Raw genomic sequence first — 15,491 nt, 5'->3', positions numbered from 1 at the left:
GGAGCAGCATGTCCGAAATCACTGCGGAGCAGGTCGCACATCTCGCGAACCTCGCCCGCATCGCGCTCACCGATGAAGAGATCGAGCACCTCACGACAGAGCTCGGCCAGATCATGCACGCGGTCGAGCAGGTGAGCGAGGTGGCCACGCCCGACGTGCCGCCGACGAGTCACCCGATCCCGATGCAGAACGTCTACCGCAACGACGTCGTCGGCGAATCGGTCCTCACCGTCGACGAGGCGCTCGCGGGCGCCCCCGAGTCCGACGACGCCCGATTCAAGGTCTCGGCGATCCTGGGAGAAGAACAGTGAGCGACGAACTGATCCGCCTGACAGCTGCCGCGCTCGGCGAGAAGCTCTCCTCTGGCGAGGTCTCGTCGGTCGAGGCGACCCGCGCGCACCTCGACCGCATCGCCGCCGTCGACGGAGCCGTGCACGCGTTCCTCCACATCGAGGGCGATCGCGCTATCGAGACGGCAGCCGAGATCGACCGGCAACGTGCAGCAGGTGCCCCGCTCGGCCCGCTCGCCGGGGTGCCGATCGCGATCAAAGACGTGCTCGTCACCAAAGGCATGCCGTCGACCGCTGGTTCGCGCATCCTCGAGGGCTGGGTTCCGCCGTACGACGCGACCCCGGTCACCAAGGTGCGCGAGGCAGGCATGATCCCGCTCGGCAAGACGAACATGGACGAGTTCGCCATGGGTTCGTCGACCGAGCACTCGGCATACGGCCCCACCCATAACCCGTGGGATCTCGAGCGCATCCCCGGTGGTTCGGGCGGCGGCTCCGCGGCATCCGTCGCCGCCTTCGAAGCCCCCCTGGCGCTCGGCTCCGACACCGGCGGCTCGATCCGTCAACCGGCGCACGTCACCGGCACCGTCGGCGTGAAGCCGACCTATGGCGCCGTCAGCCGTTACGGCTCGATCGCATTGGCATCGTCGCTCGACCAGATCGGCCCGGTCACTCGCACCGTGCTCGACGCAGCGCTGCTGCACGACGTCATCGCCGGGCACGACCCGCTCGACTCGACCTCGATTCCCGAGGCCTGGCCGTCGATGGCCGAGGCAGTACGGCGAGCGGATGTCTCAGGCCTACGCATCGGCGTCATCAAGGAGCTCGACGGCGAGGGCTTCCAGGCCGGTGTGCGGCAGCGGTTCCACGAGTCGCTCGAACTGCTCGAACAGCAGGGCGCCGAGATCGTGGAGGTCTCCGCACCGCACTTCCAGTACGCGATCGCGGCGTACTACCTGATCCTGCCCGCAGAGGCGTCGTCGAACCTCGCGAAGTTCGACTCGGTGCGCTTCGGCCTCCGTGTCACTCCAGAGGGCGGCGGCACGGTGGAGCAGGTCATGGCGGCGACTCGCGAGGCCGGCTTCGGTCCCGAGGTGAAGCGACGCATCATCCTCGGCACCTACGCGCTCTCGGCCGGCTACTACGACGCATTCTACGGCAGCGCACAGAAGGTGCGCACGCTCGTGCAGCGCGACTTCGACGCGGCGTTCATGAACGTCGACGTGCTCGCCTCGCCGACCGCACCGACGACCGCGTTCAAGTTCGGCGAGAAGCTCGCCGACCCCGTGTCGATGTACCTGAACGACATCGCGACGATTCCAGCGAACCTCGCCGGCGTGCCGGGCATCTCGCTGCCCTCGGGGCTCGCCCCCGAAGACGGGCTGCCCGTCGGCATCCAGTTCCTCGCGCCGGCGCGCGAGGATGCGCGACTCTACAACGTCGGCGCTGCGCTCGAGCAGCTGCTCGAAGAGCGGTGGGGTGGCCCGCTTCTCGCGCAGGCCCCCGACCTCTCCGCCCATGAGCTCACCGCGACCGAGGAAGGCGCACTCTGATGGCACGCGCTGAACTGATGGACTTCGATAAGGCCCTCGAGCTCTTCGAGCCGGTCATCGGTCTCGAGGTGCACGTCGAGCTGAACACCGTGACGAAGATGTTCTCGTCTGCACCGAACCCTGCGAACTCGCAGTTCCACGGCGCAGAGCCGAACACGCTCACGACGCCGGTGTGCCTCGGTCTTCCGGGTTCGCTTCCCGTCGTCAACGGTGAGGCAGTGAAGTACTCGATCAGCCTCGGGCTCGCGCTCGGCTGCTCGATCGCCCCCTCGAGCCGCTTCGCCCGCAAGAACTACTTCTATCCCGACCTCGCGAAGAACTACCAGATCTCGCAATACGACGAGCCGATCGCGTTCGACGGCGAGGTCGAGGTCGAGCTCGAGAACGGACGCACGTTCACAGTGCCGATCGAGCGCGCGCATATGGAGGAAGACGCCGGCAAGCTCACGCACGTGGGCGGTTCGACCGGTCGCATCCAGGGCGCCGAGTACTCGCTCGTCGACTACAACCGTGCCGGTGTTCCGCTCGTCGAGATCGTCACGCGCCCGATCTTCGGAGGCGAGGCCGACACTCCTGCGCTCGCGAAGGCGTACGTGTCGACGATCCGCGACATCGTGCTCTCGCTCGGCATCTCCGAGGCGCGCATGGAGCGCGGCAACCTCCGTTGCGACGCGAACGTCTCGCTCCGCCCCCGCGGCCAGGAGAAGCTCGGCACACGCACCGAGACGAAGAACGTCAACTCGATGCGGTCGGTCGAGCGTGCGGTGCGCTACGAGATCCAGCGTCAGGCCGCAATCCTCGCCGGTGGCGGCACGATCACTCAAGAGACGCGTCACTGGCACGAAGACACCGGTGCGACGAGCGCCGGACGGCCCAAGTCCGATGCCGACGACTACCGGTACTTCCCTGAGCCCGACCTGCTTCCCGTCGTGCCGTCGAAAGAGCTCGTCGACGGGCTGCGTGCCGCGTTGCCCGAGCCGCCGGCGGTGCGCCGCCGCCGGCTGAAGGCCGATTGGGGCTTCACCGACGACGAGTTCCAGATCGTGGCGAACTCGGGCATGCTCAACGAGCTGGCCGCGACCGTCGCCGCTGGCGCAACCCCGGCTGCCGCGCGCAAGTGGTGGACGGGTGAGATCGCGCGTCTCGCGAACGCCGCCGACCGGGATGCCACGGGCCTCGTGTCGCCCGAACATGTCGCCGAGCTGGCACAGCTCGTCGACGCCGGCACGCTCACCGACCGCCTGGCGCGCCAGGTGCTCGAAGGCGTCATCGCGGGCGAAGGCGCGCCGCAGCAGGTCATCGACGCGCGCGGTCTCGCCGTCGTCTCCGATGACGGGGCCCTGATCGCGGCCATCGATGCGGCACTCGCCTCGCAGCCCGACGTGCTCGCGAAGATCCGCGATGGCAAGGTGCAGGCGGCCGGTGCGGTGATCGGCGCCGTCATGAAGGCCATGCAGGGCAAGGCCGATGCGGCGCGTGTGCGCGAGCTCGTGCTCGAGCGGGCCGCGACTCCGGTGGCCGAGTAGCGGGTGCGTTCCGCCACCGCTGGTCGAGTGGCGAGCGTTCCGATACCGCCGGTCGAGTAGCGAGCGTACTCATACCGCTGGTCGAGTAGCGAGCGTATCGAGACCGACTCACAGCCGGCACGATACGAACGGCCGTACAGTGGTCGTCCTTTGAACGATTGAGGAGCACGAAATGGGATTCCTGGACCGACTGTTCGGCACCGTCCCCGATGAACCCGCGGCGCGCCCGGTTCCTTCGGCACGCAGACTGAGCGACGACGAGCTCGCCGTCGAGCGATACCGCTACCTGCTGCGCACGGCGCCGCCCGAGTCGGTTGAGGCTGTGCACGCCGAGGCGTTCGCCAAGCTCACTCCCGAGCAGCGAGCGGCGGTCTTCGCCTCGCTCTCCGAAGAGGCACCTGCCGGTGAACGACTCGTCTCCGACGAGCCCAGCGCACTGGCCCGAGCGGCGACCCGTGCCGAGCTTCGAGCTCCCGGCAGCGTGGAACGAGCCTTCAACCGAGCGGATGCCTCGGGTGGCCGCAGCCGACAGGGCGGGCCGTCGTTCGGCGGTATGTTCGCAGGCTCGCTGCTCGGCTCCATCGCTGGTGTGGTGGTCGGCTCGGCGATCGCGCAGGCGTTCCTGCCCGACCCCGCCTCGTTCGAGGCGGGTGCCGACGGCGGGGACACCGGGAGCGACTCCGGCGCCGACACGGGCGCCGATGCCGGCGGCTCTGACGCTTCTGGTTCAGATCAAGGCGGCTTCGGAGACTTCGGCGGTGGCGATTTCGGTGGTGGTGGCGACTTCGGGTTCTGACACTCGATCGCGTCGGCAAGCCCTGGGCTTCCGATGACGGTGGCACGGGCTAGGTTCGGAGCATGAGCAAGCAGGACGGCTCGTCGCGGCAGGTCACCACTGGCCCCGTCGACGATTCGGCGACACCCATCCTGCACGTCGATATGGATGCGTTCTTCGTGTCGGTCGAGTTGTTGAAGCGGCCAGATCTGCGCGGCAAGCCGGTGCTGGTCGGCGGTACCGCCGGGCGTGGGGTTGTTTCTGCGGCGAGCTACGAGGCCCGAAAGTACGGCGTGAACTCGGCGATGCCGATGTCGCTCGCCTTGCAGCGCTGCCCGAACGCCGTCGTATTGCGCGGCGACTACGCGAGCTACACCGAGTATTCGCGTCGGGTGATGACCATCTTCGAAGAGGTCACTCCGCTCGTCGAGCAGCTCTCGATCGATGAGGCGTTCCTCGACGTGTCGGGCGCGCGTCGCCTGCACGGCAGCCCGGCCGAGATCGCGTGGACCCTGCGGCAGCGCGTACACGGTGAAACCGGGTTGACCTGCTCGGTCGGCGTGGCAGCGACGAAGTTCGTGGCCAAGGTTGCGTCGAGCAGGGCGAAGCCCGACGGCATGCTCGTCGTGCCGGCCGAGCGCACGCTCGACTTCCTGCACCCGCTGCCGGTCTCGGCGCTCTGGGGCGTCGGCCGGGTCACCGAGGAGTCACTCACGCGCATCGGGCTGCGCACCGTCGGCGATGTCGCCGCCATGCCGGTCGACGCGCTCGAGCGTGCACTCGGGCCGGCGCTCGCGGCCAAGCTCAGCCATCTCGCGATGGGCGTCGACGCTCGCGACGTCGTCACGGGCCGAGAGGAGAAGAGCATCGGTCACGAGGTCACGTTCGGTTACGACCTCACCGATCTCGAGCAATTGAGGCGCGAGCTCCTCCGGCTCTCCGACGACGTCGCTGTGCGGCTGCGCAAGGCAGGGCTCCTCGGCCGCACGGTCGTGTTGAAGCTCCGTTACGGCGACTTCCGCACGGTCACCAGGTCGCGCACGCTGGGCGAGCCCACGGATGTCGCGCGCCGCATCTACGACGAGGCATCCGCGGCCCTCGGCGAACTCGCCGGCGATGGCGCGCGCATCCGTCTCATCGGTGTTCGCGCCGAGCAGCTTCGACCGTCGGGTACCGGTGCGATGTTGTGGGACCCCGACGAGGAGTGGCGCGAGGCTGAGCGCACGATCGATGAGGTGACCGCTCGCTTCGGCCGAGGTACCGTGCGTCCGGCCTCGCTCGTGCGCCCGGCCGTCGATCGTGTCGAGTCGTCACGACGCAAGGATGCGGGCGGCGAGTGAGCGCGCCGCGATGAACCCGCCTCAGTGTGAATCGTGAGGGGGGTGGCTGAGTGGCGCATCCGAGGGTAGCGTTGGAGGCATGGCTGAACTCGTACTGGAACTGGCTGAATCCGTCGCCGGCGTCGGCGTGAAGACCTCCTACGGTGATGCCGTCGAGATCGACGGCACCACGCTCGTACCGGTGGCGCTCGGATACTACGGCTTCGGTGCCGGCAGCGGCTCCGACGAGAAGGGTGACGAGGCGGGCGGTGGTGGCGGCGGTGGCCTCTCCATTCCGCTCGGCGCATACGTCGGTCGCGATGGCGGGGTTCGCTTCGAACCGAACCTCATCGGGCTGCTGCTCGTCGCCACCCCGCTCGTGTGGGTCACCGGCAAGGCGCTGCGCATGGTGATCAGAGCGCTCAAGCGCTGAGACGCCCACCGTCGCCGCCGTCGCGGCCGACCCTCACCGTGCTCGTCGGCGTATACTCGTCAACGAACACGGGAGTCCGGTGAGCCGGGCTGAGAGGAAGGTTCTCAACCTTCGACCGTCGAACCTGATCTGGGTAATGCCAGCGCAGGGAGGGCAATCACATCTCAATTCCCGTGCCTCTTTCCACGAATCGAAAGGGCACGACAGTGCACACTGCAGCAACTGAATCCAGCACGCCTCCAGCCGATCCGAAGCCGCGCAATCTGAGTTGGCGGGTCGTGGACATCGTCGTCGCCAGCGTGATCGGCATCGCGACAGGGCTTCTCTTCCTCTTCTGGAACAACATCGGTTACGCGTGGTTCAGCGCGGCTGATGCGCTCACGCCGGGCCTCGGCGGTATCGCCGTCGGCATCTGGCTCATCGGCGGCGTGCTCGGCGGACTCATCATTCGCAAGCCGGGTGCGGCGCTCTTCGTCGAACTGCTTGCCGCCGTGGTGTCCGCGCTCATCGGCAACCAGTGGGGCATCGAGACGATCTACGCCGGTGTGGCGCAGGGGCTTGGCGCCGAACTGGTGTTCGCGCTCCTCGCCTACCGCCGCTTCGGCGTGCTGCCCGCCATGCTCGCCGGTGCGGCTGCTGGCGCGGCGGCCTGGAGCCTCGAGCTCTTCACGTCGGGCAATCTGCAGAAGTCCGCCGAGTTCCTGGGGCTCTATTTCACGACGGTGGTCGTGTCGGGCGCGGTCTTGGCCGGGCTGCTCGGCTGGCTCATCGTGCGGGGTCTCGCGGCCACCGGGGCGCTCAGCCGTTTCGCCGCGGGTCAAGACGTGACCCAGCGGGTCTGACGTGGGTCACGACTCCGAAGCAATCCGGCCCGCGCGCGTGGAGGCGCGCGGGTGGGGGTGGCGCCACGCCAGCAGGCGCGACGCCGCGCTCGATGGCATCGACCTTCGTATCGAACCGGGGGAGCGGGTGCTGCTGCTCGGGCCGTCGGGTTCGGGCAAATCGACGCTCCTTCACGCCCTTGCCGGCGTTCACGGCGGAGCCGAGGAGGGCGAGGAGACCGGTTCGCTGCGCATCGACGGCGAATGGCCGGGCTCGATGCGGGGCCGCGCGAGCCTCGTGCTGCAGGACCCCGACTCGCAAGTGATCCTCGCTCGCGTCGGTGATGACGTCGCCTTCGGCTGCGAGAACCTCGGGGTGCCCCGAGAGGAGATCTGGCCGCGCGTACGCCGTGCACTCGATGACGTCGGGCTGGATCTCCCACTCGACCACCCGACGAGCTCGCTCTCGGGCGGGCAGAAGCAGCGTCTGGCGCTCGCGGGCGCGCTCGCGATGCGACCGGGGCTACTGCTTCTCGACGAGCCGACTGCGAACCTCGACCCCGACGGGGTGAGCGAGGTTCGTCACGCGGTCGACCGTACGCTCGAGCGCACGGGAGCCACTTTCGTCGTGGTCGAGCACCGCGTCGATGTCTGGATCGACCTCGTGACCCGAGTGGTGGTGCTCGGCAGGAACGGTCGAATCATCGCCGACGGCGACCCGCGAGACGTCATCGACACGCAGCGCGCGGCGCTCCTCGCCGCCGGGGTCTGGGTGCCCGGCTCGCCGCCGACGGTCACGTCCGCGCGGCCCGCCGCGGCGGCATCCGTCATCGATCTCGCCGGCATCGACCTCGCAATCGGCCGCCGGAGCGATGCGGTCGTGCGAGAGGGGCTCGAGCTGTCGTTGCCGAGGGCCTCGTCGACCGTGCTCACTGGGCCGAACGGCGCCGGAAAGTCGACCCTCGCCCTCACGATGGGCGGACTTCTGGCACCGATCGCGGGGCAGGTGCGCGCGTCAGCGGAACTCGCGAGCGGGCTGCGCGGGGAGCCGATCCGATGGCGTTCGCGCGAATTGCTGACCCGCATCGGAACCGTGTTTCAAGAGCCGGAGCACCAGTTCGTCGCCTCCACCGTGCAGCGCGAACTCGAAGTCGCCCCGCGGGCGCTGGGTCTCGACACGGCGACGACCCGCCTGCGCACTCGCGAGGTGCTCGAACGCCTGGGGCTCGACCGGCTCGCCGAGGCGAACCCGTTCACGCTCTCAGGCGGTGAGCAACGTCGGCTCACGGTCGCGTGCGCGCTCGTCGCCCAGCCCCGCGTCATCATCCTCGACGAGCCGACCTTCGGCCAAGACCGTCTCACCTGGATCGAACTCGTCAGCCTGCTCAGGGGACTCGTCGACGACGGGGTGACCCTGCTCTCGATCAGTCATGATGCGGCATATCTCGCGGCGCTCGGCGATCAGCATCTCGATCTCAGCCGGGAATGCCTCCGAGCGGAGGCGGCGGCATGATCGCGGCACCCCGCCTGCGACTCGTCGATCGCGTCAACCCCGTCAGCCGCCTCGCCGCGGCGATGCTCCTCACCACACCGCTGCTCCTCACGGTCGATTGGGTGAGCGCCGCGGTCGCACTCATCGTGCAGCTCGCACTGTTCGCCATGGCCGGGGTGACCCCGAAAGTACTCGTGGCACGCACCTGGCCGATCCTCATCGCGGCGCCGATCGCCGGTCTCAGCATGCTGCTGTACGGGCGCCCCGAGGGCACCGAGTACTGGTCGTTCTGGCTGGCGCGGGTCACCGACGGCTCCATCGAACTCGCCATCGCCGTCACCGTGCGCGTACTCGCGATCGGATTGCCGGCGGTGCTGCTGTTCATGAATGTCGACCCGACCGAGCTCGCCGACGGGCTCGCACAGATCGCTCGCCTGCCGAGCAGGTTCGTGCTGGGCGCGCTCGCGGGAGCACGCCTCGTCGGCCTGTTCATCGAGGATTGGCGGGCGATGGCGTTGTCGCGCCGCGCGCGCGGCATCGGCGATCATGGTGCCATTCGCCGGTTCGCGACGATGGCCTTCGCGCTGCTCGTGCTCGCCATTCGGCGGGGAAGCAAACTCGCGACCGCGATGGAGGCACGCGGCTTCGGGTCCGACCGACCGCGCACCTGGGCGCGTGTCTCCCGTGTCGGTTGGTCGGACGCGGCGCTCCTCGCACTCGCCGTCGGCATCGCCGCGCTCGCGATCGGCGCGGCCATCTGGGCCGGCACCTTCCACCCGGTGTGGTCGTGACCGATCGCCCGGGTGTCGAGGTCGGCCCCGCGGCATCCGCCGTTCAGGCCGTGCTCGCTCGGGTACGCGCGGAGCGATCGCGGATCATCGCGATCGACGGACCCAGCGGCTCAGGCAAGAGCACGCTCGCCGACACGATCCTGCGGGCCTGGCCAGGTCAGAGGCCCGACCTCGTTCGTCTCGACGACGCCTATCGCGGCTGGACCGGGCTGGAACGGGCCGGAACCGAGTTGTCGCGCACCCTCATCGCCCGCCGGGCGCGTGGCAAGGTGGGGCAGTGGCGGCGCTGGGACTGGGCGGCCGACCGTGCGGGTTCGATCGAGTCGAGCGATCCGGGCAACGCGCTGATCATCGAGGGGTGCGGTGCGTTCGCCGCCGTCTCGCAGGTCGATGCGGTGCATGTCTGGGTCGAAGCCTCGGCACGGGTGCGCAAACGCAGGGCGCTGGCACGAGACGACGGCGCATTCGATCCGTATTGGGATCTCTGGGAGCGGCAGTGGCGGCGATACGTCGCGCGTACGGCTCCCGCCAGTCGTGCCGACCTGCGGGTTCGCGTCGCCGACGCCTGAGTCGGCGCGCCCGTGCGGCCCCCTGCCCCTCGCTGCGACCGAGGGCTACGGTAGTCATATGAGCACAGACAGGACAGGCGCCCAGTACGTCGCGGAGTTCCTCGACGGTCCGCTCGAGGGCGAGTTCGAGCAGCGCATCCTCGTGGGCGGCAAGCCCGAACAGCGCGTCGGCATGGTCGCCGCCGTCGACGGTCTCGAATCGCTGTTCTGGTACGACGCGGTCGACGAGCGCGAGGTCAACGGACAGGTGCGGGTGCAGTTCCGGTTCGATGCCGATGACTCCGACCCGGTCGAGTCCGACGACGAGAACGACTGAGTACACCGCAAGAGTGAGGCCGCGCGCGACCCCCGGGTTCAGCCCTGCTGATCGGCGAAGAACGCCCCGATGAGCGCGGCGGGGTTCGTGAGTCGCCAGAGCGGACCCGGATCGCGGATGCCGCTCGTCAACTCGAGGGGGGAGGCGAGCTCCCCGCTGGCCGTAGCCACGGTGACCCGGCCGATGTCACGACCCGCCGACGCGGTCGTGAACGCCTCGACGGTGACGGATGTCTCGCCGCCCGGGTTGCCCCACGAGACATCCGTCTGGCTCACAGTGGCGACGAGCTCGGCTCGGTCTCCCCAGGGCGCTTCGACACTCGCGTACGGCGTGCCGGCGGTGATGACTTCGACTGGCTGAGCGGTGAGCGAGCTCGATTCGACCGCCGCACGAACGGCGGCGTCGAGAGTCTCGTAGTCGGGCATGAGCGTCATCGCGCCGACGAGGTGATGTGATGGGTCGCCTTCTGCGCCCGGGATCTCAGTTGAGAACAGGAAGGTCAGGCCCGCCTGGTCGGTGTAGCTGCGCGCGAGGGCACGCACTCCCGCGTCGCCGAGATGGGCGACCACGTCCGGCACGTTTCGCGCCCCGGCGACTGCTGGGGACTCGACCGTGTCGTACATCGCCGCGAGCGCCGGGTCGGCCAGTGCCAGCGCCGCGAGGCGGGTGAGTTCTTCGGCGGTGCCGACATTGTCGCCCGACAGGCCCGTCGCATCGGCGACCCGGGTCCCGGTGAAACCTTGCTCGGCGAGCCAGGCATTGGCCGCCTTGACATAGGGGTTGACGCCGCCGAACGCCCAGCGCACGAGCGTGTCGGCGTGGTTGTTGCTCGATGCGAGCAGCACCGCACGCACGACGTCTCGCTCCGTCCAACTCTCGCCGGGCGAGACCTGCAGAGTGCGCGAGTCCTCCGCGACGTAGCGGAGGTAGTCGGTGTAGTCCTCGGGTCCGATGTTGATGGCCGGGCCGGCACCGCCGTCTGCGGGCAGCGGCAGAGAGTCGAGGGTCGCGAGCACGGTGATGAGTTTTGCGGCGCTGCCGATCGGAACCGCGGCCGTGTCGCCTGCCACAGCGAGCGTCGTCGGCGTGCTGTCGTCAGCGAGGACGGCGATCGCGCTCGCGCCCGCGGTGGGAAGCGTGATCGCGGTGGGCGTGCCCACCGCGGATGCCGCTGCACCGGTGTCATCGACCGTGACGCTCACGGCCGGGAGCGGGCCGAGGAGCATCGCCGGACCGTAGACCCCGATGCCGAGGATCGCGATCGCGCCGACGGCGATGCCGACGATGCGGCGGGGGGTGATGCTCATGGAATCAGCGTAACCCGGCCGCGTTCACGCCCAGGACGGCCCGACTACTCGGTGCGGCGCTGCGCACGCCGACCGCGCAGCACGGCGAGTGCGCCGAGCACGGTGAGGAACAGCACCAGGACGACGCCGACGCCTGGTTCGAAGCCCGTGGCGGCGAGGCCGCCCGCGGAGTCGGGATCGTTCGAGGCGCCTCCGCCGCCGCCCCCCGTGCCGCCGGGCGTGTTTCCTCCTCCGTTGCCGCCGGTGGCCGCTGGTGAGACTTCGATCGTGATCGATGCCGAAGCTTCGCCCACGCTCGCCGTGATCACGTGCGCACTCGCGTGAGTGAACGTCACTCGGTTGCCCGAGACGATGTCGCCTGGTTGATCACTGGTCAGGGTCACGTCGGAAGCCACATCACCGTGGTCATTTCCGAAAGCGTCCACCCCCGAGACGGCGATCTCCACGGAGTCGCCCACCGTCGCCTCGAGTGAGTCGGCTGACATGGTGATGTCGGTGATCGGACCTGGGGCGACTTCGAACGTGAGCGCTCGGCTGCTCGAGCCTGTCGCGGAATCCATCCGCACCGTGAAGGTGGCCGTCACGGCGAGATCGGACTCGCCCGCGAGTTCGCCGCTCGTGCGGTCGAGCACGAACCCAGCGGGGAGAGATCCCTCCGTCACCGTGTAGCGCGCGGAGTCGGTGCCGGTCGCTCCCAGCAGAACCGAGTGCTCGACCCCGGCCACTGCATTCGGAATGGAAGTCACCAGCTCGGGCGAGGCTGCCCCGATGGCCACCGGGAGTCGGTTGAACGCCAGCAGGCCGACATCGTTCGAGGTACGAATCATCGGGCCGGCGCCGTAGTGCGAGAGATAGCTCACCGTCGTATTCGCTCCGATGGCCCCGGCCAGTGTCACGAGCAGCTTTCCTCCCTCGTGAGAACTCACGTTCGTGACCTTGGCAGATGAGCCGTTCACCACGAAGTCGCCTGTCGAGTTGATGTTCGCGTCGACGGTCAGCGGATCGGTTGCCGAGTCGAGCTGGATGGTGAACTCCGTGCTCGACGGTGCCGCCGCCGCTGCTGCGATCGGGTTCGGAGCGGCAACGCCGGCGCTCGGCCCGTCATAGAGGTCGCGGAGGAGCACGGCCGTCGCCTGCTCGCCGAACATCTTGTAGCCGCCTTCGTATCCGAAGTGGCAGCCGTCATGGACGGGTGCTCCTGTCGTGGAGAGCACGGTCACGCCATGCGTCCGCGCGAGGTTCCGTTGCGCTTCGCGCAGGGCGATGTCGTCTCCGCGGGCCGCATTGCCGGCGCCGTTGCACGAAGTTCGGAGCTGGTACGCGTAATACTGCGCGCCGCCGCTGATACTCGAGCCGAATTCACTTCGCCAGTCCTCGAGGAGGGTGGTGAAGCCGTCGATGTGACGGACCGTGTCGCCGTTGTCCGACTCGCCCTGGTACCAGAACACCGCCTTGACGTCGTCGAGGACCCCGGCCGTTTCCAGGCGCTGCCGCAACCGGCCGTAGTTCGTTGCGCTGTCATTCGGGTCGGAATCGTTGCGCTGGAACACGTGTATCGGCTGCCCACCATGCGCGCCATTGAAGATCGCGACCGGAACCTGAAGCTCTTGCGAGAGCGCGCCGCCCATGCGCATACCCCACTGGCCGACCATGCCGACATTGGTCACCTGACCCTTGTTCGCGGAGGTCATGTCACCGTAGGCGTAATGCCATGCGCGGCTGCCGTGAGAGGTCTCGGGATGCCACGACGTCGTGCCGTAACTCCGCACCCACGGCGACTGATTGCGAGCGCTCGAATCCGATCCGTCCTGCCATGCGGCGGACTCCGAATTGGACTGTCCTTGAATCACGAAGACGTCGCCGGCGACGACGTGGGTCCACCGGCCGCTCGTGCGCCAGACGCCGTCGACCTGGGCCTCCAGGTGGAACTCGTAGTCGTGAAGGCCCGCCGTGATGCGCGTGTCGAACGAGAACGACGAGTCCGATGTCGCCTGTGTCGTCGTCTCTCCGGCACTCGTGACCGAGAGACGCACGTTCTCGACCGCGGCATCCGAAGTACCGGCGACGATCACGTTCGCACCGTTGTCGGCATCGCGCGGGAAGAGCTCCCGATCCTGCGGGGCGTTGCTCAGCTCGACGACGGCGGAGCGTGTGTAGACCGTGAGCGTACGGCTCGCGAACGAGGCCGCATTGCGGGCGAAGGTCCAGTCCGACTCCGCCGAGCCGCCTGGCGCGTCTCCGAACCCGATGTCGAGCGTTTCCGTTCCGGTGAACCCGTTGAGTGCCATCACGGTGCTCGGGGTCTGGGTGTCGCCCGGTTCGACGTTCACCCGGTGGATCTGGAACGAGCCGTACCACCCGACGGTCGGCTGGTCGTCGGCGTCGTACGCGTCGTTCGTCGCGCCCTGTACTTGCCCGCTGCGGTAGCGCTCGTAGGTGTTCGGCCAGTGCTCGATCCACCCCGTCATACCTTCACCCGTCGCGACGTCGGCGACGTTCGAGGCGACATCCAAGTCGTTCACGCGCAGCTGCGTCATCTGGCCCGGGATCGTATGAAGGCCGAGCAGCGAAGGATCGGCGGTGAAGGCGTCCATACCGGACCAGGCCCACTGCGTGCCTGTGCCGCTCGTCGTCTCAAGGCAATACCCCACGCGGTCGAAGCCCTGTTCGGCCGATTGAAGTGCATTGAACGCGTAGTCGGGCACGGCGCCCGGCCACGAAGCGTTGGCAGGGAGCTCGAGTTGCAGCACCGGCGCCTGGCCGTCGGCCGTGGCGGCCGCATCGCACGAAGTGGGTGCGGCTGTCTCGGCGGCCGGCGCGGGAGCGGTGGGGGTGAGGACGAGTGCCCCGGTCAGGGCGGCGAGAGCGAGGAGGCGGACGGGTGTGCGTGCCGAAAGCGCGTTGATCAATACGGGCCAATCATCTTTGATGTGCGCAACGTGTGGAGTGAATGTGATGATGAAACGATTCAGAAGCGGTCAGTCGATACAGTAGCCGCCAGTCGAGCGGCGCGTCAATGCACCGGGCGGCCCGTGATGCCTGAGCTGCCCGTCGTCGGTCTGAGCGCGCTTCGATGCCCCGGAGCGGGCCGTGGTGGCCGGTGGAGCGACGCGTCGGGCTCAGGCCCAGCCGAGTTCGTGCAGGCGAGCGTCGTCGATGCCGTAGAAGTGGGCGATCTCGTGTACGAGCGTGACGTGGATCTCTTCACGGAGTTCGTCTTCGTCGTCTGAGATCGAAAGCAACGGCTCGCGGTAGAGGATGATGCGGTCGGGCATCTCACCGAATCCGTACCGGTCGCGTTCGGTCAGCGCCCACCCGTCGTAGAGGCCGAGCAGGTCGAGCGAGCCGTCTTCGGGGCGGTCTTCGACGACGAAGACGACGTTCTCGAGGCCGTCGACCATGTCGTCGGGCAACTGGTCGAGTTCATCGACGACGAGAGCTTCGAACGCCTCGGCATCGAGTTCCACGAGCAACTCCGTTCGGAGCGGGTGAAGAATTGGGGTGAGTAACGGGGCTTGAACCCGCGACCTCCTGGACCACAACCAGGCGCTCTGCCAACTGAGCTATACCCACCATGTGTCGACCGCCGAAGCGATCTGGCAACTCAAAGAGACTACTACACCTTGGCGTCGAACTCGTCCACGACGGTCGCCGCAAGGGTCTGGAGTTCCTGGGTCGACGGGCCGGGCTCGGTGACGAAGACCGCGCGCCGGTAGTAATGCAGTTCGCGGATCGATTCGAGGATGTCGGCGAGCGCCCGGTGTCCGCCGTGTTTCTGAGGCGAGTTGAAGTACGCGCGAGGGAACCAGCGTTTTGCGAGCTCCTTGATCGAGGAGACGTCGACACTGCGGTAGTGCAGGTGCGCATCGAGGCGAGGCATGAACTTCACGAGGAAGGCGCGGTCGGTGCCGATCGAGTTGCCCGCGAGGGGTGCCTTCTGTTCTTCGGGTATGTGCTTCAGCACGTACTCGAGTACTTCGTACTCCGCCTCGGCGACGCTGACACCGTTCGGGATCTCTTCGATGAGTCCGGATTGGGTGTGCATGGTTCGGACGAACTCGCCCATCGACTCGAGCGCGCTCGAATCGGGCTTGATGACGATGCTGAGCCCCGCATCGACGGGGTTCAGGTCGTAGTCGGTGATGACGACGGCGATTTCGACGAGTTCATCGACCTCGAGGTCGAGTCCGGTCATTTCACAGTCGATCCAGACCAGTCGGTCACTCGAGGAAGCCATGCGGTGAGTCTACCGGGGCGCTCCGACACTGCTGTTTCAGTGCCTCGGGCGACGGTGAACGC

Annotated in this window: 15 protein-coding genes, 1 tRNA gene and 1 riboswitch; of the genes, 11 read left to right on the top strand and 5 right to left on the bottom strand. The window is 68.1% G+C overall.

Annotated elements, in window-relative coordinates; translation table 11 throughout:
* The first annotated feature begins 8 nt into the window (after window positions 1-8).
* The 11 genes from gatC to AC1C2U_RS03820 all read left to right on the top strand — a co-directional run bounded on the left by gatC (window position 9) and on the right by AC1C2U_RS03820 (window position 9,885).
* Entirely contained in the window at window positions 9-311 is a 303-nt protein-coding gene (gene gatC / locus AC1C2U_RS03870; RefSeq protein ID WP_495360389.1) for an Asp-tRNA(Asn)/Glu-tRNA(Gln) amidotransferase subunit GatC, read from the top strand.
* Window positions 308-1,843, top strand: coding sequence for an Asp-tRNA(Asn)/Glu-tRNA(Gln) amidotransferase subunit GatA (gene gatA / locus AC1C2U_RS03865; protein ID WP_495360388.1), 1,536 nt, complete (start codon window positions 308-310; stop codon window positions 1,841-1,843). Before gatC ends, gatA begins: the two co-directional genes overlap by 4 nt.
* A complete protein-coding gene (gene gatB / locus AC1C2U_RS03860) occupies window positions 1,843-3,369 on the top strand; it encodes an Asp-tRNA(Asn)/Glu-tRNA(Gln) amidotransferase subunit GatB (RefSeq protein ID WP_495360387.1) in 1,527 nt (508 codons plus the stop codon). Before gatA ends, gatB begins: the two co-directional genes overlap by 1 nt.
* A gap of 172 nt (window positions 3,370-3,541) precedes the next feature.
* Window positions 3,542-4,165, top strand: coding sequence for a hypothetical protein (locus tag AC1C2U_RS03855; protein WP_495360386.1), 624 nt, complete (start codon window positions 3,542-3,544; stop codon window positions 4,163-4,165).
* Between the two features lie 62 nt (window positions 4,166-4,227).
* Window positions 4,228-5,484 carry a DNA polymerase IV gene (locus AC1C2U_RS03850; protein ID WP_495360385.1) on the top strand — a complete coding sequence of 419 codons (1,257 nt, stop codon included), beginning with the start codon at window positions 4,228-4,230 and terminating at the stop codon, window positions 5,482-5,484.
* Between the two features lie 79 nt (window positions 5,485-5,563).
* Complete coding sequence (locus AC1C2U_RS03845; protein WP_495360384.1) at window positions 5,564-5,896, top strand: spore germination protein GerW family protein; 333 nt, start codon at window positions 5,564-5,566, stop codon at window positions 5,894-5,896.
* A gap of 58 nt (window positions 5,897-5,954) precedes the next feature.
* A riboswitch (TPP riboswitch) is annotated at window positions 5,955-6,064 on the top strand.
* Between the two features lie 38 nt (window positions 6,065-6,102).
* Complete coding sequence (locus AC1C2U_RS03840; RefSeq protein ID WP_495360383.1) at window positions 6,103-6,738, top strand: ECF transporter S component; 636 nt, start codon at window positions 6,103-6,105, stop codon at window positions 6,736-6,738.
* A 1-nt stretch (window position 6,739) separates the two neighbouring features.
* The gene (locus AC1C2U_RS03835; protein WP_495360382.1) at window positions 6,740-8,230 is read left to right on the top strand and encodes an ABC transporter ATP-binding protein; all 1,491 of its coding nucleotides are present in this window, start codon (window positions 6,740-6,742) and stop codon (window positions 8,228-8,230) included.
* Window positions 8,227-9,000, top strand: a complete 774-nt coding sequence (locus tag AC1C2U_RS03830; RefSeq protein WP_495360381.1) for an energy-coupling factor transporter transmembrane component T family protein — start codon at window positions 8,227-8,229, stop codon at window positions 8,998-9,000. Before AC1C2U_RS03835 ends, AC1C2U_RS03830 begins: the two co-directional genes overlap by 4 nt.
* Entirely contained in the window at window positions 8,997-9,569 is a 573-nt protein-coding gene (locus AC1C2U_RS03825; RefSeq protein WP_495360380.1) for a nucleoside/nucleotide kinase family protein, read from the top strand. Before AC1C2U_RS03830 ends, AC1C2U_RS03825 begins: the two co-directional genes overlap by 4 nt.
* Before the next feature lie 58 nt (window positions 9,570-9,627).
* Window positions 9,628-9,885, top strand: a complete 258-nt coding sequence (locus AC1C2U_RS03820; RefSeq protein ID WP_495360379.1) for a hypothetical protein — start codon at window positions 9,628-9,630, stop codon at window positions 9,883-9,885.
* A 38-nt stretch (window positions 9,886-9,923) separates the two neighbouring features.
* Here AC1C2U_RS03820 and AC1C2U_RS03815 read toward each other — a convergent pair whose 3' ends face one another.
* The 5 genes from AC1C2U_RS03815 to orn all read right to left on the bottom strand — a co-directional run bounded on the left by AC1C2U_RS03815 (window position 9,924) and on the right by orn (window position 15,429).
* On the bottom strand, window positions 9,924-11,192 hold the full coding sequence (locus tag AC1C2U_RS03815; protein WP_495360378.1) for a serine hydrolase family protein: 1,269 nt from the start codon (window positions 11,190-11,192) through the stop codon (window positions 9,924-9,926).
* 44 nt (window positions 11,193-11,236) lie between these two features.
* Entirely contained in the window at window positions 11,237-14,101 is a 2,865-nt protein-coding gene (locus AC1C2U_RS03810; RefSeq protein ID WP_495360377.1) for a sialate O-acetylesterase, read from the bottom strand.
* Between the two features lie 210 nt (window positions 14,102-14,311).
* Window positions 14,312-14,659, bottom strand: a complete 348-nt coding sequence (locus AC1C2U_RS03805; RefSeq protein ID WP_495353718.1) for a metallopeptidase family protein — start codon at window positions 14,657-14,659, stop codon at window positions 14,312-14,314.
* A 30-nt stretch (window positions 14,660-14,689) separates the two neighbouring features.
* Window positions 14,690-14,765, bottom strand: a tRNA-His gene (locus AC1C2U_RS03800).
* A gap of 43 nt (window positions 14,766-14,808) precedes the next feature.
* Window positions 14,809-15,429, bottom strand: coding sequence for an oligoribonuclease (gene orn, locus AC1C2U_RS03795; protein ID WP_495360376.1), 621 nt, complete (start codon window positions 15,427-15,429; stop codon window positions 14,809-14,811).
* Window positions 15,430-15,491: the final 62 nt, after the last annotated feature.

This window comes from Agromyces sp. Y575, from assembly GCF_059445445.1.
Note: the sequence above shows the minus strand (reverse complement) of the source record. Positions and strands in the feature narration are given on the sequence as shown.